19 protein-coding genes are annotated in these 22377 nt (G+C 54.9%); 10 read left to right on the forward strand and 9 right to left on the reverse strand.

The window, feature by feature from the left end; genetic code table 11:
- Nucleotides 1–10: 10 nt before the first annotated feature.
- Both JOE25_RS05770 and malX read right to left on the reverse strand, forming a co-directional pair.
- Nucleotides 11–1192, reverse strand: coding sequence for a MalY/PatB family protein (locus tag JOE25_RS05770; protein ID WP_209633136.1), 1182 nt, complete (start codon nt 1190–1192; stop codon nt 11–13).
- The gene (gene malX / locus JOE25_RS05775; RefSeq protein ID WP_209633137.1) at nt 1185–2804 is read right to left on the reverse strand and encodes a maltose/glucose-specific PTS transporter subunit IIBC; all 1620 of its coding nucleotides are present in this window, start codon (nt 2802–2804) and stop codon (nt 1185–1187) included. The genes JOE25_RS05770 and malX overlap by 8 nt, the downstream gene beginning before the upstream one ends.
- A 250-nt stretch (nt 2805–3054) precedes the next feature.
- Here malX and JOE25_RS05780 point away from each other — a divergent pair, with 250 nt between their 5' ends.
- Nucleotides 3055–4113 (forward strand): Mal regulon transcriptional regulator MalI, encoded by a 1059-nt coding sequence (locus JOE25_RS05780; protein ID WP_209633139.1) that lies wholly within the window; start codon nt 3055–3057, stop codon nt 4111–4113.
- A 2-nt stretch (nt 4114–4115) separates the two neighbouring features.
- Here the strand turns inward: JOE25_RS05780 and JOE25_RS05785 are convergent, their stop codons facing one another.
- A complete protein-coding gene (locus JOE25_RS05785) occupies nt 4116–5003 on the reverse strand; it encodes a LysR family transcriptional regulator (RefSeq protein ID WP_209633141.1) in 888 nt (295 codons plus the stop codon).
- 192 nt (nt 5004–5195) lie between these two features.
- Between JOE25_RS05785 and ampC the strand changes: the two genes are divergently transcribed.
- The gene (gene ampC, locus JOE25_RS05790; protein ID WP_209633143.1) at nt 5196–6332 is read left to right on the forward strand and encodes a class C beta-lactamase; all 1137 of its coding nucleotides are present in this window, start codon (nt 5196–5198) and stop codon (nt 6330–6332) included.
- Between the two features lie 242 nt (nt 6333–6574).
- On the opposite strand, the gene JOE25_RS05795 is transcribed toward ampC, so the two are convergent.
- A complete protein-coding gene (locus tag JOE25_RS05795) occupies nt 6575–7498 on the reverse strand; it encodes a LysR family transcriptional regulator (RefSeq protein WP_209633145.1) in 924 nt (307 codons plus the stop codon).
- Between the two features lie 102 nt (nt 7499–7600).
- Between JOE25_RS05795 and JOE25_RS05800 the strand changes: the two genes are divergently transcribed.
- Nucleotides 7601–8752 carry a serine hydrolase domain-containing protein gene (locus JOE25_RS05800; RefSeq protein WP_209633146.1) on the forward strand — a complete coding sequence of 384 codons (1152 nt, stop codon included), beginning with the start codon at nt 7601–7603 and terminating at the stop codon, nt 8750–8752.
- A 47-nt stretch (nt 8753–8799) separates the two neighbouring features.
- On the opposite strand, the gene JOE25_RS05805 is transcribed toward JOE25_RS05800, so the two are convergent.
- Nucleotides 8800–10323: a YdgA family protein gene (locus tag JOE25_RS05805; protein WP_209633148.1), complete on the reverse strand. Its 1524-nt coding sequence runs from the start codon at nt 10321–10323 to the stop codon at nt 8800–8802.
- Nucleotides 10324–10464: 141 nt separating this feature from the next.
- Nucleotides 10465–11643: a mannose-6-phosphate isomerase gene (gene manA, locus JOE25_RS05810; RefSeq protein WP_209633150.1), complete on the reverse strand. Its 1179-nt coding sequence runs from the start codon at nt 11641–11643 to the stop codon at nt 10465–10467.
- 558 nt (nt 11644–12201) lie between these two features.
- Here manA and JOE25_RS05815 point away from each other — a divergent pair.
- The 4 genes from JOE25_RS05815 (at nt 12202) to JOE25_RS05830 (ending at nt 15423) form a co-directional block, all read left to right on the forward strand.
- Complete coding sequence (locus JOE25_RS05815) at nt 12202–12555, forward strand: hypothetical protein (protein ID WP_209633152.1); 354 nt, start codon at nt 12202–12204, stop codon at nt 12553–12555.
- Between the two features lie 260 nt (nt 12556–12815).
- Nucleotides 12816–14213, forward strand: coding sequence for a class II fumarate hydratase (gene fumC / locus JOE25_RS05820; RefSeq protein ID WP_209633154.1), 1398 nt, complete (start codon nt 12816–12818; stop codon nt 14211–14213).
- Nucleotides 14214–14274: 61 nt separating this feature from the next.
- Nucleotides 14275–14964 carry a YafY family protein gene (locus JOE25_RS05825; RefSeq protein WP_209633156.1) on the forward strand — a complete coding sequence of 230 codons (690 nt, stop codon included), beginning with the start codon at nt 14275–14277 and terminating at the stop codon, nt 14962–14964.
- A gap of 90 nt (nt 14965–15054) precedes the next feature.
- The gene (locus JOE25_RS05830; protein ID WP_209633158.1) at nt 15055–15423 is read left to right on the forward strand and encodes a VOC family protein; all 369 of its coding nucleotides are present in this window, start codon (nt 15055–15057) and stop codon (nt 15421–15423) included.
- Here JOE25_RS05830 and tus read toward each other — a convergent pair.
- Entirely contained in the window at nt 15413–16351 is a 939-nt protein-coding gene (gene tus / locus JOE25_RS05835; protein WP_209634189.1) for a DNA replication terminus site-binding protein, read from the reverse strand. The two genes, JOE25_RS05830 and tus, sit on opposite strands and share 11 nt — an antisense overlap.
- Before the next feature lie 162 nt (nt 16352–16513).
- Complete coding sequence (locus JOE25_RS05840) at nt 16514–17779, reverse strand: MFS transporter (RefSeq protein ID WP_209634191.1); 1266 nt, start codon at nt 17777–17779, stop codon at nt 16514–16516.
- Between the two features lie 146 nt (nt 17780–17925).
- Between JOE25_RS05840 and JOE25_RS05845 the strand changes: the two genes are divergently transcribed.
- From JOE25_RS05845 to bioD, 3 genes are all read left to right on the forward strand, one after another.
- A complete protein-coding gene (locus JOE25_RS05845; RefSeq protein ID WP_209633161.1) occupies nt 17926–18816 on the forward strand; it encodes a LysR family transcriptional regulator in 891 nt (296 codons plus the stop codon).
- A 159-nt stretch (nt 18817–18975) separates the two neighbouring features.
- On the forward strand, nt 18976–20193 hold the full coding sequence (locus JOE25_RS05850) for an ROK family transcriptional regulator (protein ID WP_209633163.1): 1218 nt from the start codon (nt 18976–18978) through the stop codon (nt 20191–20193).
- Between the two features lie 180 nt (nt 20194–20373).
- Nucleotides 20374–21045: a dethiobiotin synthase gene (gene bioD / locus JOE25_RS05855; RefSeq protein ID WP_209633165.1), complete on the forward strand. Its 672-nt coding sequence runs from the start codon at nt 20374–20376 to the stop codon at nt 21043–21045.
- On the opposite strand, the gene clcB is transcribed toward bioD, so the two are convergent.
- Nucleotides 21042–22322 carry a voltage-gated ClC-type chloride channel ClcB gene (gene clcB, locus JOE25_RS05860; RefSeq protein WP_209633168.1) on the reverse strand — a complete coding sequence of 427 codons (1281 nt, stop codon included), beginning with the start codon at nt 22320–22322 and terminating at the stop codon, nt 21042–21044. The two genes, bioD and clcB, sit on opposite strands and share 4 nt — an antisense overlap.
- Between the last annotated feature and the right edge of the window lie 55 nt (nt 22323–22377).

The following is a 22377-nucleotide window of genomic DNA, read 5'->3' on the forward strand; positions in this document are numbered from 1 at the left end:
GTCGGTCAGATCATGCCTCGTCCAACACAAACGTGAGCCCATCGATCAACTTGTCCATTCCGGCCTCGACCTTACTGCGCGGACAGCCAACGTTTAAGCGCAGGAAACCACGGCCTTCCTCACCGTAGGTGAAACCGGGCATGATGGCGACCTTCTCGCGCTCAATCAGTACCTGTTGCAACTGACGATCGTCAATGCCCAATGGCCGCAGATCGATCCAGGCCAGATAGGTCGCCTGTGGCGGTTGCCACCCCAGTGCAGGGAATGCCTGATTCAACCGTTCGGCAACGTAGGTCAGGTTATCCTGCAGGTAATCGCGCAATGCGTCCAACCAGGGTTCGCCGTGGCGATAAGCGGCAACATGCGCCGCCACGGCTAACACCGCGGGTGAAGACAATCCATCGCGGGCTTTTAACTGTTGCGTGTAAGCGTCGCGTGCAGCGTCCTCACTGATAAAACCGTAGGCGCCGGTCAATGCCGGTATATTGAAGGTTTTGGAACCCGACGTCAGCAAGGCCCAGGGGGTGGTGGCAACCTGGCTCCATGGCGTGTGGCGCTGTTCTCCCCATACCATATCCATATGGATCTCATCGCTGATCACGCGCACACCGTGGCGTTCACACAGCTCGGCCATCTGTTGCAGTTCCTCTACGCGCCACACTTTTCCGGTAGGGTTATGCGGGCTGCACAGCAACAAAACTTTGGTTTGCGGCCGTGCCAACAAGGCTTCCAGGTGTGTCATGTCACACCGCCAATCATTGCCGTCCTTATGCAGGGGACAGGCCAGCAGTTGGCGCTGATTGCCGAGGATCACTTTATAAAAAGCGTCATAAGCGGGGGTATGAGTGACCACGCATTCACCCGGTGCTGACCACTGGCGGATCAATTGCGCCACCATGTAAATCACCGATGGCCCATAGACCGCCATGCGGGTGTCAATGGCGGTATTAAACCGCTGTTGATACCAGTGGCGTACTGCACCAAGGAAATCCTCATGCTGCCAGCGGCTGTAGCCAAGTACGCCATGCTGCAGGCGCTGTTGCAGCGCCTCGATAATGCAGGGGGCGGTGGCAAAATCCATATCGGAGATGGTGAACGGCAGGAGATCATCGCGGCCAAAACGGTCGGCGATGTAATCCCATTGCGTGCACCATGTGCCGTGCCGGTCAACCGGGGTAGAAAAATCAAACATGTGATGCTCCCTGCAAGGGTGCAGCAGGTTGTGCTGCAGCTATCAGTGAGTCTAATTCATCTTTCACTGATTGCACCTGTGGCCCGATCACCACCTGCAGATTGTGCTCGTTAAGGTGCACCACACCAATGGCGCGATTGGCTTTTAACGCTGCGTCATCCACTTTGCTCATGTCGTCAACCGACAGGCGCAAGCGGGTGATGCAGTTATCCAGTGAAATAATATTCTCACTGCCACCCAGCGCCGCCAGGATAGCCGGCACGTTATAGCCTGATTTGCCGACCGCGCCGACAGGTGCGCTCTGGCTGCCGGCAGACTCGCTCTCACGGCCCGGCGTCTTGATGTTAAAGCGCTGGATGGAGAAGCGGAAAATGGCGTAATAGGCGGCGAACCAAATGGCGGCGACGATCGGCACCAGATACCACTTGGTGGCGGTGCCGTGCAGGATGCCGAAGACGACAAAGTCGATAATATTGCCGTCAGTATTGCCGATGGTTACCCCCAGCAGTGCCATTACGGTAAAGCCCAGCCCGGTGAGAATGGCGTGGATGAGATACAGGAAAGGCGCGACAAACAGGAACAAGAACTCGATCGGTTCAGTCGTACCGCCGACCACGCAGGCCACCACACCAGAAATCAGCAGCCCTTTAATTTTATGGCGGTTTTCAGGTTTGGCACAGTGGTACATCGCCAGTGCCGCGCCTGGCAGCCCGCCGAGGAAGGCCGGCATTTTGCCTTGTGACAGGAAGCGCGTCGCGCTTTCGGCAAAGCCGGTCGTGGTTGGGCAGGACAGCTGTGCCTGGAAGATCGTCAGTGCGCCGCTAACGGTATGACCGCAGACATCCAGCGTGCCGCCTGCTTCGGTAAAGCGGATCAGCGCCACCAGAATATGATGCAGCCCAAATGGCAACAGCAGCCGCTCGCCAGTGCCGAAGATCATCGGTCCAAAAGCGCCGGCCCCGTTAATCACCCAGCCCAGGCCGTTGATACCCGCGGCAAACCACGGCCAGATCAACGGAATAATCAGCCCACACAGGCCCAGCACAACGGTCGTGACGATCGGCACAAAGCGAGTGCCTCCGAAGAACGCCAGCGCATCCGGCAAGCGAATGGTATTGAAGCGCTCATGCAACAGATAAACGATAATCCCGACGATCACTGCGCCCAGGATCCCGGTATCGATCGACTGAATGCCGAGGATGTTCTGGATATTGTTGGCTTTCAACACTAACGGATCGGTCGTAGGCAAAATACCGGTCGTGGTCAGGTAGAAGTTGGTAGCCAGGTTCAATACGGCGAACCCGACAAAACCGGAGAAGGCGGCGACGCCCTTGTTTTCACGCGCCATGCCCAATGGAATAGCAATGGCGAACATCACGGGCAGGAAGCTGAAGGCAAAAGAGCCGATCTTGCTCATCCAGGTGAACAGTAACTGGAAGGCAGGATGGCCAATAAACGGCAGTAGGGTGATGACATCACGGCTACTCAGCGAACTGCCGATCCCCAGCATGATGCCACAGAACGACAGCAAGGCGACGGGCAGCATGAATGTCTTGCCCAGACTTTGGAAAAACTCCCAAAGCGTTATTTTTTGTTTTTTAGATGCTGGCATAACCGACGGCTCCTGGCGAAAAAATGTGCAAAAGTGGTGTGTGCCCTGTTAGGTAAAAATAAGATAAAACGTTTTACCTAGCAAAAATGCGCCGCTAATCACAATTCCAGCGTGCGCTTTGCGGCGACAATGCTGATGCCAGTAAAACGTTTTACTGGCCAAACAGATTCGGTATACCATTTGCTTCAAGAGACATATTCCGTTGTCTTTCACGTCATTGCTCAGTCGTGTGAAAGGAAATGGGGACAGAATGCCCAGGATCGGGCTCGCAGAGGTTACGACCATCAAAAAGATCACCATTACCGATGTCGCCCAGCAGGCCGGTGTCTCTGTGACCACGGTTTCGCTGGTGCTGAGTGGCAAAGGGCGTATTTCACCCACCACCGTGGCGCGGGTGAATCAGGCGATTGAACGCTTGGGCTATGTGCGTAACCGCCAGGCTGCGACCTTGCGTGGCGGAGAGTCGGGGGTGATTGGACTGATCCTGCGCGATATCTGCGAGCCGTTTTATGCGGAAATGACGGCGGGGCTAAGCGAGGTGCTGGAAGCGCATGGCAAAGTGCTGTTTCTGACCCAAAGCGGCCGCGACGGCAAGGGGCTAATGCGGTGTTTTGATACGTTGCTGGAACACGGGGTTGACGGCATTGTGCTGGCGGGGGGCGTCCGTCTGGCCGAAGGGCTGAAGGAAAAAGCGGCAGAACAGGGGGTGCCACTGGTCTGTGCAGCACGCTCTAATGGGCTCGAAGGGGTTGATGTGGTGCGGCCCGACAATATGCAAGCGGCTAAAATAGCCACCGAATTCTTAATCAAACGTGGGCACAGCCAAATCGCTTACCTGGGGGGTGAGAGCAGTTCTCTGACGCGTGCCGAACGGCTCGGGGGATTTTGTTCCACGCTGGTACAGTATGGTCTGCCTTTCCGCTCCGATTGGATTATTGAGTGTGACTGCCATCAGCGTTCGGCGGCGGAAGCGGCTGAACATTTGCTGCGGCAACACCCGAATATCAGCGCACTGGTTTGCCACAAGGCATCGGTCGCGTTGGGGGCCTACTTTGGTATCGTGCGCAGTGGGCGCAGTATCGGCTCGGAAGGGGTCGACACCTACTACGGCCAGCAGGTGGCGTTGATTGGCTTTGGCGATGTGCCCGAAGCCGAACTGACCGAACCGCCGTTGACACTGGTTTCCAGCTCGGCACGTGAAGTGGGCCGCAGTGCCGCTTCACGCTTGCTACAACGGATTACGGATGCCGGGCTGCCGCCGCAAAACGTCATCCTGCCACCGATGCTGATCAAACGCGGCTCGGCCTGATCTCAATTCTGCTCATCGTTGGCCTGTTGCAATAGCCAACTCACAAACATTTTCATCGCTGGCGTCATATCGCGTGATTTCAGGTAGGTGAGCCAATACCCGCCTAAATTCGCTTCGGCGGTGAAAGGGCGTTGCAGAATGCCTTCCCGGAGCTCGCGGGTAAACATACACGCCGGGGCTAACGCCACGCCGCTGCTGTGAATTGCACCTTCCACCATCAGCCGAGACGAGTCAAACACCGGGCCGTTAATGCGCCAGGGGGGGATCCCTGCAGCGGTGAACCAGCATTCCCATTCGTCTTTGCGGTAACTGCGCATCAGCCGCTCGTTTTGCAGATCTTGCGGTGTGTGCAGCCGTTCCGCGACGTCGGGCGGACACAACACGGTCAGTGGCGCGTCAAACAATTTAACGTTATGGGTTGCTGGCCATCGGCCCTCGCCAAAACGAATAGCAAAATCCATCCCGTCAGCGGACAGATTGACCAGGTTATTATTGGTCAGCACCCGCAAATCGATAAACGGATGTGCTTCTCTGAAGGCCGCCAGGCGGGGCATGAGCCAACCCACGGCAAAGGTGCCGACCACGGCGACCGTCAGCACTTCATGGAAATGCCCACCTTCAAACTGCTGCAACACCGATTCAATACGATCAAAAGCATCCGTCAATATTGGCAGCAGTGCCTGTCCTTCCTCGGTCAGGTCCAGCCCGCGCGGCAGGCGACGGAACAGCTGAATACCCAGCTGTTGCTCAAGCGTACGTACCTGTTGACTGACAGCGGCTTGGGTTACACTGAGCTCCAGCCCGGCGCGCGTAAAGTTCAGATGACGAGCGGAAGATTCAAACGCTCGCAGTGCATTCAGGGGAAGTCGGTTGCGCATAATGATAGCCATAAGTTTTTCTTTATGCTGGCTGAAATTATTATCGCTTGTCAAGGCAAGGCTAAACCCCGATATTTTGCGCAACTGTTGCGGAAGTCACGCAGTCAGAAAAGGAATCGCATCACCACCCAAGGATATCCGCGTGTTGAATGACAATAAAATCTTTTGCCATCGGCCGATACCCTGCAACCCATGAGTTTTTACATGATGAAAATAAATCGCCTGGCGGCCGCGCTGCTCGCCACATTAATCTTGCCTGCTGGCCATGCTGCCGATAAAGCAGACATTGACGCCATCGTTCAACCGCTGATGCAGAAATACGGCGTGCCGGGTATGGCAATCGCCGTGTCGGTAGAGGGAAAACAGCAGTTCTATCACTACGGCGTTGCGTCCAAACAGACAGGTAAACCGATCACCAACCAAACGCTGTTTGAAATCGGTTCATTGAGCAAAACCTTCACTGCCACATTGGCTGCCTATGCCCAAAATGAGGGCAAACTGTCGTTCTCAGAGCCCGCCAGTCGTTATCTGCCTGAACTGCGCGGCAGCGCATTTGACCATGTCAGCTTGCTGAACCTGGCGACGCATACCTCTGGATTACCGTTGTTTGTGCCCGATGAGGTGACCAACAACGCACAGCTGATGGCCTATTATAAAAACTGGCGACCGCAGCACCCGGCAGGCAGCACGCGCATTTATTCCAATATGGGTATCGGCATGCTGGGGATGATCACGGCGAAAAGCCTCAACCAGCCGTTTGCCAAGGCGATGGAACAGACTCTGCTGCCGGCACTGGGCATGACTCATACCTATATCCATGTTCCTACCGATCAAATGGCCAATTACGCACAGGGCTACGACAAGCAAGATAAACCGGTGCGTGTGAACCCAGGCCCACTGGACGCCGAATCCTATGGCATCAAGTCCAACGCCCGCGATTTGATTCGTTATCTGGATGCCAACCTGCAACAGATCACAGTGGCGGAAAAATGGCGCAGCGCACTGGCTGCTACCCATGTCGGTTACTACAAGGCAGGGGTTTTCACCCAAGATTTGATGTGGGAAAACTACGCTTATCCGGTCGATTTAACCCGTCTTACCGAAGGGAACAACGCGGGGATGATCATGAACGGCACCCCTGCAACGGCGATCACGCCACCACAACAGGAACAGGCCGCCAGTTGGTATAACAAAACCGGCTCGACCGGTGGGTTCTCAACCTACGCCGTATTTATCCCATCGCAAAAAATCGCCGTGGTGATGCTGGCAAACAAATGGTTCCCGAATGATGATCGGGTTGCGGCGACCTACCGCATTGTTCAGGTATTAGATAAGAAATAATCACCGCTGGGGCGCCACGGTGCCCCAGTTATCATATTAACGCCAGTCCCGATTACCGTGATGCAAATAAGGTAAAATGCACAGGCGTGCCCCTCTCGTTAATACCCTCTCAATTTACCCTGCTGAACGCCAACCGATCGCCATTGCTCCCAAAGAGAACCCCCTCGTGAACCACTGTTCATGACGGATCACGATTGGCCCCGAATGGGTTACCTGACCATTTTCGCCTTCGATGAAATTGGTTATTGCCTTAAGGCGTTGGGGTTATGCTGCTGAGCCCGTTTTTCACGCATAAAATCAATAAATACCCGCAGCTTGAGCGGCATATGCCGATTGGCGGGAAAGTAGATGAAAAAGCCGGGGAAGTCACCGCTGTAATCCGACAGAATCTCCACCAACTGCCCATTATTGAGCTCGTGTTGTACGGTGCTGGCAAAGCGTTGGGTGATGCCCAAACCGGCCAGCGCGGCGTCTTTAATCAACCTGTCCTCGTTAAAGATCAGGCTGCCACTGGCTTCAAGGGTGAGCTGCCCGCCGTCCTGCCTGAAGTACCAAGGTTCAAATTTTCCACTGCCGGGGAAGCGGTAGCGCAGGCAGTTATGCTCGCTCAGTGCCTGGGGAGTCAGCGGTGTGCCGTGCTGTGCCAGATAGCCCGGCGTGGCAATGATCACACGCCGTTGGTCCTTGTCGATCGGCACCGCAACCATGTCTTTTTGCACCATGGCACGCATACGGATACCGGCATCGAAATTGTCCAACACCAGATCGGAAAAATGGTCGTCGGTAAACAGCTCAAGCTGCACCTCAGGGTAACGCGCCAGAAACTCCGTCAGATAAGGCATCACCAGTAACGACGCGGCCAGCTGCGGCAAGGTAATACGCAATAAACCGGAAGGGCGGCCGTGCAGGCTACGGACGTCATCAGCAGCTACGTCTATTTGCCCCATAGCAGGAGCCACTCGCTGGTAAAAGAGACGGCCTTCATCGCTTAGCCGAACCGACCTGCTGGTACGGTTAAACAAACGTACACCCAAACGTGTTTCCAGAGCCTGTATGTTTTGTGACACGGCGGGTGGGGTGACGCCCAGGTGATTAGCGGCCTGGGTAAAACTGCCTAACCGGGCCACGGCTTCAAAAAACGGCAGTAACTGCAACAGTGAGCTCATCTATCGATAATCCCTGCTTAATGATTCGTTAAGTAACCAGGTATTTAATTTTATAATAATCACTTTAGACTGATTTTATTACCCCTCAGAGAGCAATAAAACATGTCGACAGTGAATCAGTCATTAGCAGAAAGAGTTCAGGCGGTCAGCCTGCGGGCAATTGAAGAAGAGCGTATCGTCGGCAGCGTGGTGTTGGTGGCGCAACACGGCACCGTCATTTACGCCGAAGCCTACGGCTACGCCGATCGAGAGCAACAGCGGCCTATGCGGCGTGAGACGCAATTCCTGCTGTCGTCAGTCTCCAAGCCCTACATCACATTGGCGGCGATGCGCATGGTCGAACAGCAAAAGCTGAATTTGGATGATGCGGTCAGCCGTTGGTTACCCTGGTTCACGCCGACGTTGCCTGACGGTCGTCACCCCGAGATTAAAATCCGTCACTTACTGAGCCACACTGCCGGGTTGAGTTATCGCTTTAATCAGCCTGATGATGGGGTATATCAGCGTTTGGGCATTCAGGACGGTATGGCGCTGTCGTCATTGACGCTGGAACAGAACTTGCGCCTGTTGGCGCAGGCGGACCTGCTGGCCGAGCCGGGTCACGAGTTTAATTATTCTCTGTCTATCGACGTGCTGGGGGCCGTGTTGGAGCAGGTTGCGGGGGAGCCACTGCCACAGTTATTCAATGCCTGGGTTGCACAACCGTTGGGATTGGGAAATACCGGTTTTCACGCCGCTCAGGCCGACAATCTGGCTACGGCCTATCAGGATACGGCTGCCCGTCCAGAACCCATTTATGATGGGATGCGGCTGGCCTTGCCGGAAGGCTTTGGCTTCGCTATCGAATTGTCGCCTTCACGCGGGCTTGATCCTCAGGCCTATGCCTCCGGCGGAGCCGGTATGGTCGGTGATGCTGATGATGTGCTGCGGCTGGTGGAAACATTGCGCAATGGCGGCGACGGCATTTTGCAACCGGCCACGGCGGAACTGATGCGCCAACCCCATGTTGGGGCAGAGGCTGAAATTCAGGGGCCGGGCTGGGGCTTTGGCTTTGGTGGCGCGGTCTTGGTGGACGCGCAGTTGGCGGCGACGCCACAGCACAATGGCACTCTGCAGTGGGGCGGTGTGTATGGGCACAGTTGGTTTTACGATCCGCAGGCAGCATTGAGCGTGGTGGCGTTGACCAATACGGCGTTTGAGGGGATGAGTGGGCTCTATCCGCAGCAGATCCGCGATGCGGTGTATGGGGTTTAGCAATAAAAAGGCCCGCTAAGCGGGCCTCAATGCTTTTCGAACGGGGATTACTGGGCTGGTGCCGGCGCGGCGTCCTGAGCCGGGGCCCCGTCTTCCGCTGGAGCTCCCAGCAGACCGAAGGTGCCGATGAACTCTTGCAGTGACATCTTGTTGCCGTTCAGATCAACCTGATTGTCGGCGTAATGGAAGCTGCTGCCAATCACGTCGTCTTTCAAGGTGGTCAGTTTGAACATCTGCCCCATGGCCGCCAGCCCTTGCACCTGTTGCTGTGCCAGTTTCTGAGCTTCTTCAGCACTGTAACCCTGCAGTAATGCAGTTTGTGACGTGATTTCAGTTGCCATTGCGACAGGAATGCTCAGGTTTGCATCCAGTTTTTTCACTGAACGGGCAATCAATTGGTCTGGCGACTCTGCCGGTGAGCCAGCTTGCGCCGGGTCGGTCAGGTCCAGATTCAGGGTAAAGGTGCTTTCACCCTTGCTGTTTTTCCAGCTCAACGGGGCAACGCTAATGGTCGGGTTGCCTTTCAACAGCAGCGGCAGATTTTGCAGCAGGATATCGGTGGTTTGCTGCTGATAGGCCACAGGATCCATCGTTTGTGCCTGCTGCAGCATCGCCATCGCTTGTTGGTTGTAACGGTCGGCGAACTCTTTCAGCGATTTTGCGTCCAGTTTGTCGATTTTTAACGTCAACTTACCGGAGCCGAAGTCGCTGTTTTGGATCTTCAACGCGTCCATGGTGTAATCGATCTGGCCGTTCAGATTGCTGTCTTTCTCACCGAATTGGCTTGCCAATTTAAAGCCGTCCAGCGTCAGCGTTTCTTTACCGTCAACGGCAACCTTAACCTGTTTTACTGCCAGATTCTGGTTACCCAGGCTGAGATCGAACTGACCTGCGTGGGTGTTGCTTTTCAGCGTAGCGCCCAGCAGCTGCACCTGTTCGGTTTGACCAAACTGGTTTGGTCCGCTGATCACGGCGCTGTCGCTGCTGGCGTCCAGCGTGATGGCTTTCATATCGCGTGATACATCGGCATTGATGGTTGCACCGCCGAACTTCAGCGCTGACTTGTCTTTTTGGTAATCCAGCGGGATCACGTCAATAGCGGACGAGGTGTCGCCCGAGTAAGAAATGCGGGATTCGGCGGTGAACAGCGATTTACCCTTGGTGATCTCAAACAGACCTTTAGTTGCTGCGGTGTTTTCCAGTTCGGTATGCACCGACGCCATGCTCGGTAACAGGTTGAATTTTTTCAACTGGGCCAGCGGGAACGGGCCGTGATCGATGGTTTCCATAAACGCGACTTCATCGCCGGCTTTCAGAGGCGCATCGTCAGTCGTGACGCTGCCGTCAGCGCGCAGGACATAGCGAATTTTGCTGCTGAAAATACCGCGTTGGTAATTTTCGTAACCCAGTTTGACACCGGCTTTTGGCAGATAGGCTTTGAGTTGGCTGTTGGCGTTATCAACCACTTCACCCATCCGTTGTTCGATCAGTTTGCCGGTGTACCAGGAAGCCCCGGTCCATGCTGCGCCAAGAACCACAATGACGCTAACAGCGACTAACGATTTTTTCATAGTTCTGTTCATCCTTATTAAGCCAACTGTCTTAAGCAGGTGGCTGGGCAAATTTGGGCCAATAAAAAAACGCCCGCAGGCGTTTAATTGTGAAGGTAAGCCACTCTTTCAGCAACCAATTTGCGGAAATTTACCGAGTGTTTACGACAACAGGTTATAAACACGGGCGATTCGGCCCGAACCGCTGACGCTAACCGGCGATTCAAACGCGCCAATAAAGCAGGATTCACCCGGTTTGAGGACCAATTGCTGGTTTTGCTTGGTCAGCACGGCTTCACCGTCTACGCAGAACAAAATAGCGGCACTATTTTGTGTCAGCGCCTGCGGGGTGGCGGAAAGGTCGTGTAACGAGAACGCGAAATCGTCAACCGGGATGGGGAAGAAGAGCTCATCGCCGCGTTTTTGTGGCTGAGTCAGCAGACCGGCAGCCGGCTGCGGGCGGAATTGCAGATTAGCCAGCAATTCTGGGATATCAATGAACTTTGGTGTCAGGCCGGCACGCAGTACATTGTCCGAGTTGGCCATCACTTCCAGTGCAACGCCTTTCAGGTAGGCGTGTGGGGTTTCGGCATACAGGAACATCGCTTCGCCTGGCTTGAGCTGAACCACGTTCAGCAGCAACGGTGAAAACAGGCCGCTGTCTTCCGGGTAGAAACCAGCGATAAAGCGCACGGTATCCCAAGGCTCACCCTGTTGGTTGTTCAACGCGGCTTTCAGTACGCCGAGCGCCAACGCTTTTTGCTCACCGCTCATCGCCAACAGGCTGGCAAACAGCGCTGATAAGCGGGTGACGTCAGGCTGTTGCAAGAACGCGGCAATATCGTGATGCGCCCCGGCGAGTGGCTGTAACAGGGAAACAATATCGGACAGTTCACGGAAGCCGTTCATCGCCAGGAATGGCGTCAGGGCAAACACCAGCTCAGGTTTGTGATTGGGATCTTTATAATTGCGCTCGGCCGCATCCAGTGGAATGCCCGCCGCGTTTTCTTTGGCAAAACCGATTTCAGCCGCAGACTTGCTCGGGTGCACTTGAATTGACAGCGGTTGATCGGCGCACAGCACTTTGAACAGGAAGGGCAACTCGCCAAAACGGCGGGCGACGTCGGTGCCCAATTGCTTGGACTGATCTTCATCAATGACATCGCGCAGTGAGCGCAAATTGCCGTCGGACCCCGCTACGCGCGAGCTGCTCTTCGGGTGAGCGCCCATCCACAGCTCGGCCATCGGCAACCCTTGTGGGTTGGCGATACCATACAGCTGAGTTAATGCGTCGTGACTGCCCCACGCATAGTTCTGCACTGCGTTGATCATTTTTTGCATCTTGATAAACATCCTTTGCATTCGCCGCCGGGTGACGGTAAGTAGCTGACTGATTTATCCCCTTTGGTTTTCACACTGCACGTTGAAAGCCAGGGGGGATAAAAGGCTAAAACAAACAAATTAGGCGAGCTCCATCCTACACCCGAACGACGGCGAGAAAGGGGGGGATGATCAAACATGTGGCTCATCTGTGCCGCTGCCCCGCGGCTGGCAAAGTATAACGTGATAGCGTCAACAGTCACAATTCCCCTGTCCCTTGACAAAGGCCAGGGTGGCACAACACCGGGCGGGGGAAGGTAGAATAAATAACCTGTTATTGTGGCTCAGCGTAAATCCGGCATGCATACCGAAATAAATATTTTGTCCGTAGTATTATGCTCCAATATATTTCAATCTGTGTTTTTTGACGTGAATTATTACCGGGTGAATATATCTTTCATCATAATTATTCCGATTTTATCAGCAACCACACAAATGGCTTAAATTACCCAATGGCGTCGCTATACAGTGCAGACCAATAAACCGACTCTCTGATAATGACTTAACGCTGAGGCGCTGATGAAAAAACTTTTACTGGTTCTGGTTATGTGCACGTCGGGTGCTAATGCGGCTGTCGTTGTTACCCATGCATATGGCTATGGCGTTGCCAGGCCCGTGGTGGTGGCACCCAGGCCGGTGATTGTGGCGCCTCGTCCCGTGGTTGTTGTACCGCGGCCGGTCGTTGTGGCACCTGCACCTGTGGTGGTGACTGCCGCTCCGGTTGCGACAACAACGGTCGCTCACCCCGTCGCTGCGGTGGCCGGTGCTGTCGGCGTGGGGGTGTACCGCCACAATGAACGTCAGGACGCCTACGATGAAATCAACCATCTGCAGGACCAAAGAATTAATGCCTATAACCAACACCACCATTAATAGGTGTGCCGTGCAATAAATATTAAGAGTGCCAGATGGCGCTTTTTTATTATTCCGCACTATGAGGTAGAAGAAGGGGGAGAGAATGGGAGCTAAAAAATAATGCCCGCACACTGTTTAAGACAATGAAGAAAAAATGCTGTGAGGTAACTCTCTTAATGCGAATAGTTATTATGTCACTATACTGGATGGGTGTGCTGACGGGCTCGAGTACGTTGGCGTAATCGTACATTTTTAGGAATTGTACTAAGGAGATCGTGATGGCAGCCGTTCGTATTGAAAAAGACTCTATGGGACCCATCGAAGTGCCGGCAGAAAGGCTATGGGGCGCGCAAACGCAGCGTTCTCTGGAGCACTTTCGTATTTCCTCTGAGAAGATGCCGACCGCCTTGATTCACGCACTGGCGTTGACCAAACGCGCCGCGGCCAGCGTGAATATGGATTTGGGACTGCTGCCGGCCGAGCGGGCCAATGCGATTATCCGCGCCGCCGATGAAGTACTGGCGGATCAGCATACAGATGAATTCCCGTTGTCAATCTGGCAGACCGGCTCCGGTACCCAGACCAACATGAACATGAATGAAGTGCTGGCTAACCGCGCCAGTGAGTTATTGGGGGGCGTACGCGGCGAAGAGCGGCGGGTGCACCCGAATGACGACGTCAACAAGAGCCAAAGTTCCAACGACGTGTTTCCGACCGCGATGCATGTCGCCGCTGTGCTTGCCGTGCGCGAGCATCTGATCCCCGAATTGAACGTGCTGCATAAAACCTTGAGCGACAAAGCGGATGCCTTCCGCGATATCGTTAAAATCGGCCGCACCCATTTGCAGGACGCTACGCCGCTGACCCTTGGCCAGGAAATTTCCGGTTGGGCAGCAATGTTGGCGCACAGTCTGCGCCATATTGAAGACAGCATTCCGCATATTTGCGAACTGGCGCTGGGTGGCACCGCCGTGGGCACTGGGCTGAATACGCATCCGGAATACGCCGTTCGCGTTGCGAAGGCGCTGGCCGAGCTGACGCAACAGCCGTTTGTCACGGCACCCAACAAGTTTGAAGCACTGGCGACCTGTGATGCGCTGGTACAGGGCCACGGTGCACTAAAAGGCCTGGCAGCGTCGTTGATGAAAATTGCTAACGATGTGCGTTGGCTGTCGTCCGGCCCACGTTGCGGCATTGGTGAAATCGCCATCCCGGAAAACGAACCGGGCAGCTCGATCATGCCGGGTAAGGTGAACCCGACCCAGTGCGAAGCGATGACCATGCTGTGCGCACAGGTGCTGGGCAACGACGTGGCGGTGAATATTGGCGGTGCTTCTGGCAACTTTGAGTTGAACGTATTCCGCCCGATGGTGATCCACAACTATTTGCAGTCCATCCGCCTATTGGCCGACGGTATGCAAGGCTTTAACGAGCATTGTGCGGTAGGTATCGAACCTAATCGTGACCGCATCAGCCAGTTGCTGAATGAGTCGCTGATGTTGGTGACCGCGCTGAATACGCATATTGGCTATGACAAGGCCGCAGAAATCGCCAAAAAAGCGCATAAAGAAGGCCTGACATTGAAGGCGTCGGCGCTGAAGCTGGGTTACCTGACGGAAGAACAGTTTGATCTGTGGGTCCGCCCAGAAGAGATGGTTGGAAGTATGAAGAAGTAATTGATAGTCTGCATTGCACAGGGCTTACTTAGGGTAAGCCCTTTTTTATGGAGAGAAATGGATGTCGCGTACCGAGCGTTTATTCGATCTCATGCAGATCTTACGGCGGCATCGCTACCCGGTCACCGGCCAGGCGTTAGCACAGGAAATGAAGGTCAGTATGCGCACGTTGTACCGTGACATAGCCACGTTGCAACAGCAGGGGGCTGAGATCGTCGGTGAGGCGGGTGTCGGTTATGTATTGCGGCCTGGCTTTATGTTGCCACCCCTGATGTTCTCCCAACAAGAAATAGAGGCGCTGGTGTTGGGGATGCGCTGGGTAGGACGACGAGGCGACAGCCAACTGGCGGGCGCAGCCAATAACGCGTTGGCAAAAATCGCCGACGTTTTGCCTGCAACGCTGCGCGATGAGCTGGAGGCCAGTACGTTACTGATTGGCCCGATGGACTTAGTGAAGGTTGCGGATGAGACGCTGGTGCTGATTCGCGACGTCATCCGTCAGGAGCGTAAGCTCGCGGTGGATTACTGTGACCGCGAGGGTAACGTCAGTGAACGTATTCTGTGGCCATTTGCGCTCGGGTATTTTGAACAGACACGAATGCTGGTTGCCTGGTGCGAACTACGCCAGTCCTTTCGCCATTTCCGCCTCGACCGCATTCACCGGGCGACGCTACTGGAACAGCGTTACCCGAGAGGCCGCCGCATGTTGATGAAAGAGTGGCATAAAGCGCAGGGCATCCCACCGCAGTAATCATCACTGCTGCCAAAAACTGTCAGCAGACCCGTTTAGCCTTGGGTTATCGGGAACCAACCGGTTCCCCTCAGCCCTAAGGTGGATAAGATGACCATGCCGAACATGACCCTTCTGTACGTTGATAACCCAGAAAAGAGTGCTGCTTTTTACCGCCGTTTATTGGGGCAGGCACCGGTGGAACTTTCGCCTACCTTTGCGCTGTTTGTGCTGGGTAACGGCTTCAAATTAGCGATGTGGTCGAAACATACCGTGGAGCCTGCCGCAAGGGTTACCGGTGGCGGCGGAGAAATCGGTTTTATGTGCGAAACGCCGCAGCAAGTGGATGCGCTTTACCCGCAGTGGTGTGAACAAGGGCTTGAGATAATTCAGCCACCTGTGACGCTGGACTTTGGTTACAGCTTTGTCGCCACCGATCCGGACGGCCACCGCCTGCGGGTTTACAGCCTCAGCGAGTAGGCATGTCGGTATAAAGATGCAGCCGTTTAACCAGCAGTCGTAGCGGTTTGGCGTCTGGCTTGTATTTGTGTTTGACCGCCGCGGCGTCGTAATTGAGCAGCTCGCCAATCTTTGGCACCTTGGCACCGAGCTCAACCTGGCACAGGGCAATCAGCGGTAGCGGGCAGGGGTGTTGTACCTGCTTTTGCTGCGGCTGATACCAAACACGGGCGATGGGCTGCACTTTTACCGGGCGTTTAATTTTCAACGTCGCTTGCTGCGGCAGACGGCTGACATCCTCGATCTCGCGGCCGACCAGCTCGGCCCATTGCTCACGGTTATAGGGCGGAACTGCACGCCCAGCCTTCAGGCTTTTTTCCAATTGAGCCAGAATATCATCGCGTTTCACGTTCTTGATAATGTGCTTGTTGGCCCAGCCGAAACGCACGGAATCCGGATTCGTCAAAACGGTGAGGGTACGATAGGCGCTGAGGGTGATCAGGCCGTGCAGGTGAGTGTGAACAAAGTCAAAACGCTGCTCCGGTGCCAGGCCGGAGTCGACGGTGATAATCTGCTCCAGCTCGGCTTTGAGTCGGTTAATCAAAGCAACCTGCGCCTGTATCGCCCGGTATTCCGGTTGTTCCACCGCCAAGCAGAACACGCCGGGCAGGCGTACCGCCGCCTTGCTGCTGACGTTATGCTTGTTGTGATGGATAAACAGCCGCTGGACGTGTTCCAGCGCCAAATCACGTGCCGCCTGGCCAAGATGCTGCTCGACGGCGATCTGCTCCACAGCCGCATGTTCTTTGCCTTTCTCTATCTCCGGCAGACTGAATACCCGGCCAGCCAGCAAGCGCAGCGGCAGGATCTGCTGGTGGAGAGCGGCCAGCGCCTGTTCCAGCTCATTGAAACAAGCATTCATCCTGCCGATTAAACCGTACTTGTCCATCATTCACCTCTCATTTTAGTTACAACATACATTAAGAGGACGGCAAACAAAAGGGCAACATCAGCCACCGTGACGGGGTGAACATCGAGTGGTCCAGGCCTGGCAGGGGAATCAAGGTCACCGCCCGCCAGAGTCAATAGCGGGCAGGCGGTGAACAGGGGATTAAATGCGTGCAGCTTCCGGCAGTTTTTTCAGGTAGTGCACGACCAGTAAAGCCAGCAGCAGCATCACGCTGATAAACACCACGACGCCATTCCAGCCGAAACTGTGCCAGAAAACACCGCCAAGTGTACCCGCGACGCTGGAGCCTACGTAGTAACAGAACAGGTAGAGTGATGATGCCTGGCCTTTGGCCCGGCGGGCGCGACGTCCAATCCAACTGCTGGCGACAGAGTGGGCGGCAAAGAAACCGGCGGTGAACAACATCATGCCGAGAAAAATAACCGCTACCGGAGCCAGTGCGGTGATAAGAATCCCGATCAGCATAATCAGCGTTGAAGCCAATAGCACGGGCCCGCGGCCAAAACGGCTGGTCATGGCACCGGCTTTGGGTGAACTGTAGGAGCCGGTCAGGTACACCACCGACAGCAAGCCCACAATCGCCTGGCTGAGATGGTAAGGATCAGACAGCAGGCGGTAACCGATATAGTTAAACATGGTCACGAAGCTGCCCATCAGTAGAAACCCTTCGGCGAACAGCAATGGCAATCCCTTGTCGTGCCAATGCAGACGAAAGTTTATCAGCAAGGTGCGTGGACGCAGTGAACTGGCACGAAAGTGCGTGGAGGCGGGCAAAATGCGCCAGAACATACAGGCGGCAGCCAAGGCAAATAACCCAATTACGGCCAGTGATACACGCCAGGAGAAGAAATCGGTCAGTACTCCAGTCACCAGGCGGCCACTCATGCCACCGATCGAGTTCCCGCTGATATACAAGCCCATAGAAAAAGCGACAAAGCTGGGATGGATTTCCTCGCTCAAATAGGTCATGCCGACGGCAGCGACACCGCTCAATGAAAGCCCTATCAACGCACGCATCAACAAGATGCCTTGCCAACTGGTCATAAAGGCGCATATCAGGGTGCAGATTGCCGCCAGCAGCAGCGCCACGACCATAACCGGTTTACGGCCAATGGCATCGGAAAGCGGGCCGGTAAACATCAAACCGAGCGCCAGCAAGCCGGTGGATACTGACAATGACAGGCTACTTTCCGCAGGGGAGATGCCAAAGTCTTGTGATAAAACCGGCAGAATCGGTTGCACACAATACAACAAGGCGAACGTCGCCAGACCGGCAGAAAACAACGCCAACGTAACGCGTATAAACTGCGGCGTTCCGCGTTCGATGTAGGGAAGTTTGTTCAGGGTGGAACGTTGGGTTTTTGGCGCAGCAGCCGCATCGTCGTTGGCGGCCAGCGTCGACGGCATACTGGCCGCAGAACGCACAGGGGTTGTCACAGTTTTTCCTTACCGAACGTGGGGGTGTATTCAGCACTTCATGGGTTAACAAAATGATAGGGAGAGGGCAGTTTTTTGTCTAATATATTAATAATTAAAATTAAGACGTTTAACGTATGAATATTGAATTGAGACATCTGCGCTATTTTGTTGCCGTGGCGGAAGAGTTGCACTTTGGGCGTGCAGCAGAACGCTTGCGGATTTCACAGCCGCCGCTTAGCCAGCAGATCCAGGCGTTGGAAGAGATGGTGGGGGCGCGTTTGTTGGCGCGCAACAACCGCAATGTCAGCCTGACGCAGGCGGGGGAAATGTTCCTGAAAGAAGCGTATCAGGTACTCGATCAGGTCGGCCGGGCGGCTGAGAAAGCGGCCAGACTGGAACGCGGGGAGTTAGGGGAGCTAACCATAGGTTTCACGTCCTCAGCCCCATTTATCAGCGTCGTATCACGCAGTTTGCGGGCTTTTCGGCAGCAACACCCACAGGTGCATATCAAAATGCGCGAAGTAAACACCAAACAGCAGATTGAACCCTTGCTTAATGGTGAACTGGATCTGGGCGTTATGCGTAATACGCGCTTACCAGACGCGTTGAAACATCAGCTTTTGCTGTGTGAACCCTTGGTGGCCGTGGTGCCGGAAGGGCATCCGTTAACCCATGTTGCTCCCGGCACCTTGCGTTTTCAGCATTTAGCGGAAGAGCCCTTCGTGTTTTTCTCCCGCGAGGTGGGCACCGCACTGCATGACGAAATTTTATCCTTGCTGGCCAAAGCGGGGATCACTCCTTACATCACGCAAGAGGTTGGCGAGGCGATGACCATTATCGGTCTGGTGTCTTCCGGGTTGGGTATTTCTATTCTGCCGGCGTCTTTCGCCCGCGTTAAAATTGATGGCGTGCAGTATTTGCCGTTGGCAGAACCGGGCGCCATGACGGAAGTTTGGTTGGTGCATCACCGGCAAAGGCCACTGACCGCAGCGGCCAAATCGCTGATGGCATTGCTGTTAACCTGAAGGCCAGGCTGGGCAAATAAAACACAATCCGCAGTGAAAGTGGGGTGAATTTGTGCAGCAAATCACATAACGAATCAAATAGTTGACGCTGTATTACAAAAGCCCCACCATAGCCGATAGTCTTTATTTAGAAGCGCGAAAAATAGTAGGAGCAGGTTTGTGATTGCTGTTGGGCAGCCTGGGCATATTGATCAAATCAAGCAAACAAATGCAGGGGCAGTTTATCGGTTAATCGATCAACTGGGCCCCATTTCGCGTATCGAATTATCCAAACGCGCGCAGCTCGCTCCCGCCAGTATCACCAAAATTGTTCGCGAACTGCTGGAAGCGCATCTGGTTAAAGAAACCGAATACCAGGAAGTGGGCAGCCGTGGCCGTCCTGCCGTGGGGTTGGTGCTGGACACCGAAGCCTGGCACTATCTGTCCGCTCGCATCAGCCGTGGCACCATTACGCTGGCGTTGCGTGATATCAGCAGCAAATTGGTGGTCGAAGAGCTGTTGCCTCTTGCCGCCGAACACCCTGATCCCCTGCTAAAGCGTATTCTCGGTGAAGTAGATCAGTTCTTCATTCGTCATCAAAGCAAGCTTGAGCGGCTGACGGCTATCGCCATTACGCTGCCAGGCATGGTTGACGCCGTTTCTGGTGTGGTGCACCGCATGCCGTTTTACGACGTCAAAGACATGCCCCTGGGACCGGCGCTGGAAACGCGCACCGGGCTACCGGTTTATCTGCAACACGACATTAGCGCCTGGACAATGGCCGAGGCCTTATACGGCGCATCTCGCGGCAGCCAAAACGTGATTCAGGTGGTGATCGACCACAACGTTGGCGCCGGCGTGATCACGGGCGGTAGAGTTCTGCATGCAGGCAGCCACAGTGTGGTAGAGATTGGCCATACTCAGGTCGATCCTTACGGCAAACGCTGTTACTGCGGTAACCACGGCTGTCTGGAAACTGTGGCCAGTATCGAAAACATGCTTGAAATCGCCCAGCAGCGCCTCGGTAGCTCAATGAGTTCAAGCTTGCATGGCGCACCACTGACGGTTGAGTCATTGTGTGATGCCGCGATGGCGGGCGATCAACTGGCTAAAGACATCATTCTTGGGGTGGGACACAGCGTAGGCCGGATTTTGGCCATCATGGTCAATCTGTTCAATCCGGAAAAAATTCTGGTTGGTTCACCGTTGAACCGGGCGGCGGAAATTCTTCATCCGGCCATCGCCTCTTGTATCCGCCAACAATCGCTGCCAGCTTACAGTGAAAATGTGAAGGTAGAATCTACCCAGTTCTTCAATAAGGGCACCATGCCAGGTGCCGCACTGGTAAAAGAAGCGTTATACAATGGCTCGCTGTTGGTGCAGTTGCTGCAAGGCTAAGCCAAAATACGCGCCCCATACCCGCTCACTACCAATCAGTAATTCTTATCGTTTAACGACAAAAGGTTGAGCTACCTCAAGCCCCGTCTCCCCGGCATCCTCTAGACTTTTCCTGTTCGTCTCTTTCGCCGTCTTTGCGGTGATATTTTGGTTAACGGTGCATCTCGGGGCAATTAAGTCATGTTAACGCGTTTATTTGTTACAGGTACGGATACCGATGTCGGTAAAACCGTGATTTCCCGCGCTTTGTTGCAGGCATTTGCTGCGCAAGGCCGCTCTGTGGCCGGCTATAAGCCTGTTGCCGCACGCTGTCAGGAAACCAGCGAAGGCCTTCGCAATAAAGACGCTCTGGTTTTACAGGCTTCCTCAACCATACCGTTGTCGTATCAAGAAATTAATCCCATCACCTGCCTGGAAGAGGTGTTCCACGCGCAGCCTACTGATGACATCAACTACGGTGTGATGAGCAGTGGTTTGCAACATTTATCCGCGAAAGCCGATACGGTGGTGGTCGAAGGGAGTGGCGGTTGGCGCGTGTTGATGAACGATATGCGGCCTTATGCTGAATGGGTTATCCAAGAGCAATTGCCGGTGGTCTTGGTGGTGGGAATTAAGCTGGGTTGTGTTAGCCACGCATTACTTACCGCACAATCCATCATCAATGATGGTCTGCCTTTACTGGGCTGGGTGGCAAACCGCATCAATCCGGGGTTAGCGCACTACGCTGAAACCATCGAGGCATTGCAGCAGCGCATACCTGCGCCACTGCTGGGGGAAATTCCTTATCTGCCTCGCGCCGAACAGCGTGAGTTGGCGCATTATCTGGATATTACGCCTCTTTTGGGTCGTTAAGCATTGTGATAGACCGACACTGAACGTAAGCCACGTGACACGGTGGTTGCGATCACGCAGGCCAGCAGAATGCCGGGCAGCAGAGTATATTCACCGGTCATTTCGAACACCATTAATGCAGCCATAATCGGTGCGTGGGTGGTTGCAGCCAACAGCGTGGCCATGCCGGTTAACGCCATTAGCAGCGGCACCGCACTGCCTAATTCTGGCCAAAGGGCACACAATTGCCCAATCACCGAGCCGAGTGCCGCGCCAACAAACAGGGTGGGCGTGAACACACCGCCAGGCGCACCGGAACCGCTGCTGGCAAGTACGGCCAGCAACTTGCAGATCAGAATCGCGCCAACCAACAATACGCCGGGCGGCGCGCTAAGCAGTGACTGCACCACGCTGTAGCCGTTCCCCCACACTTCAGGAAACAGCAACGAGAGCAACCCCACAATCAACCCGCCAAGTGCCAATTGCAGTGGCGGTTTCAGGCGCAGTGAACGGAACGCATGGCCGGACGCCGACATTGCCCATAAAAATAAGGGGCCACAAACGCCGGCCAAGATCCCGAGTAGCGCCATCAGCAGATATTGTATTGGCCAAGGGGCAGGTAAGGGTTCGACCAAATACAGTGGCGCTTGGCCGCCATTGAGCAGATTGGTGACCAGCAATGCGCTGACGGCGGCAATGACCACTGGGCCGAGAGAAGCCAACATCAGCGTACCAAAGAGTATTTCGGCGATAAACAAGCTGCCCGCCAGGGGCGCATGGTAGGCGCTGGCCATCCCGGCGGCGGCACCGCAGGCCACCCACAGCTTCCACTCTTTCTCATGAGTGAAACGTTGGGCAAACACCGACCCCACCAAGGCTGCCAACAGAATCATCGCGCCTTCACGACCGATAGCGCTGCCGCTCGATACCACCAGCAGCGAAGCCAGGCATTTTACCAGGCTGGCGCTGACGTCGAGTCGGCCGTCGCCAGTTTCAATGGCTTCCATATAATCGGTGGGAGCTACCTGACGTTGGTGTTGATAACGTTGGTAAATCCACAGCAGCAAACCGGCGGCCAGGCCACCCAACGCGGGCGTTAACGCCCTGCGCCAGCCCGGTAACGCAGCCGCGGCAGCCACCAGGCTGCCTTCACCGTGATCGAGCAGCAACCATTCCAACCCGAGCATTGCACGGTGAAACAGCCAAACCACCAACGCGGCAGCAATACCAAGAAAAATGGCAATAAACAGACGGCGCAGCAGGGCGCGATAGTGGTGCAGGTGGACCCATCGTTTCATGCGTCAATAAAATCGTGAGAAAAATGAAAGGTTCAGCTTTGCATTGTGCTTGGCG

Origin of the sequence: Serratia sp. PL17, assembly GCF_017832355.1 — a bacterium.
Lineage (GTDB): Bacteria > Pseudomonadota > Gammaproteobacteria > Enterobacterales > Enterobacteriaceae > Serratia.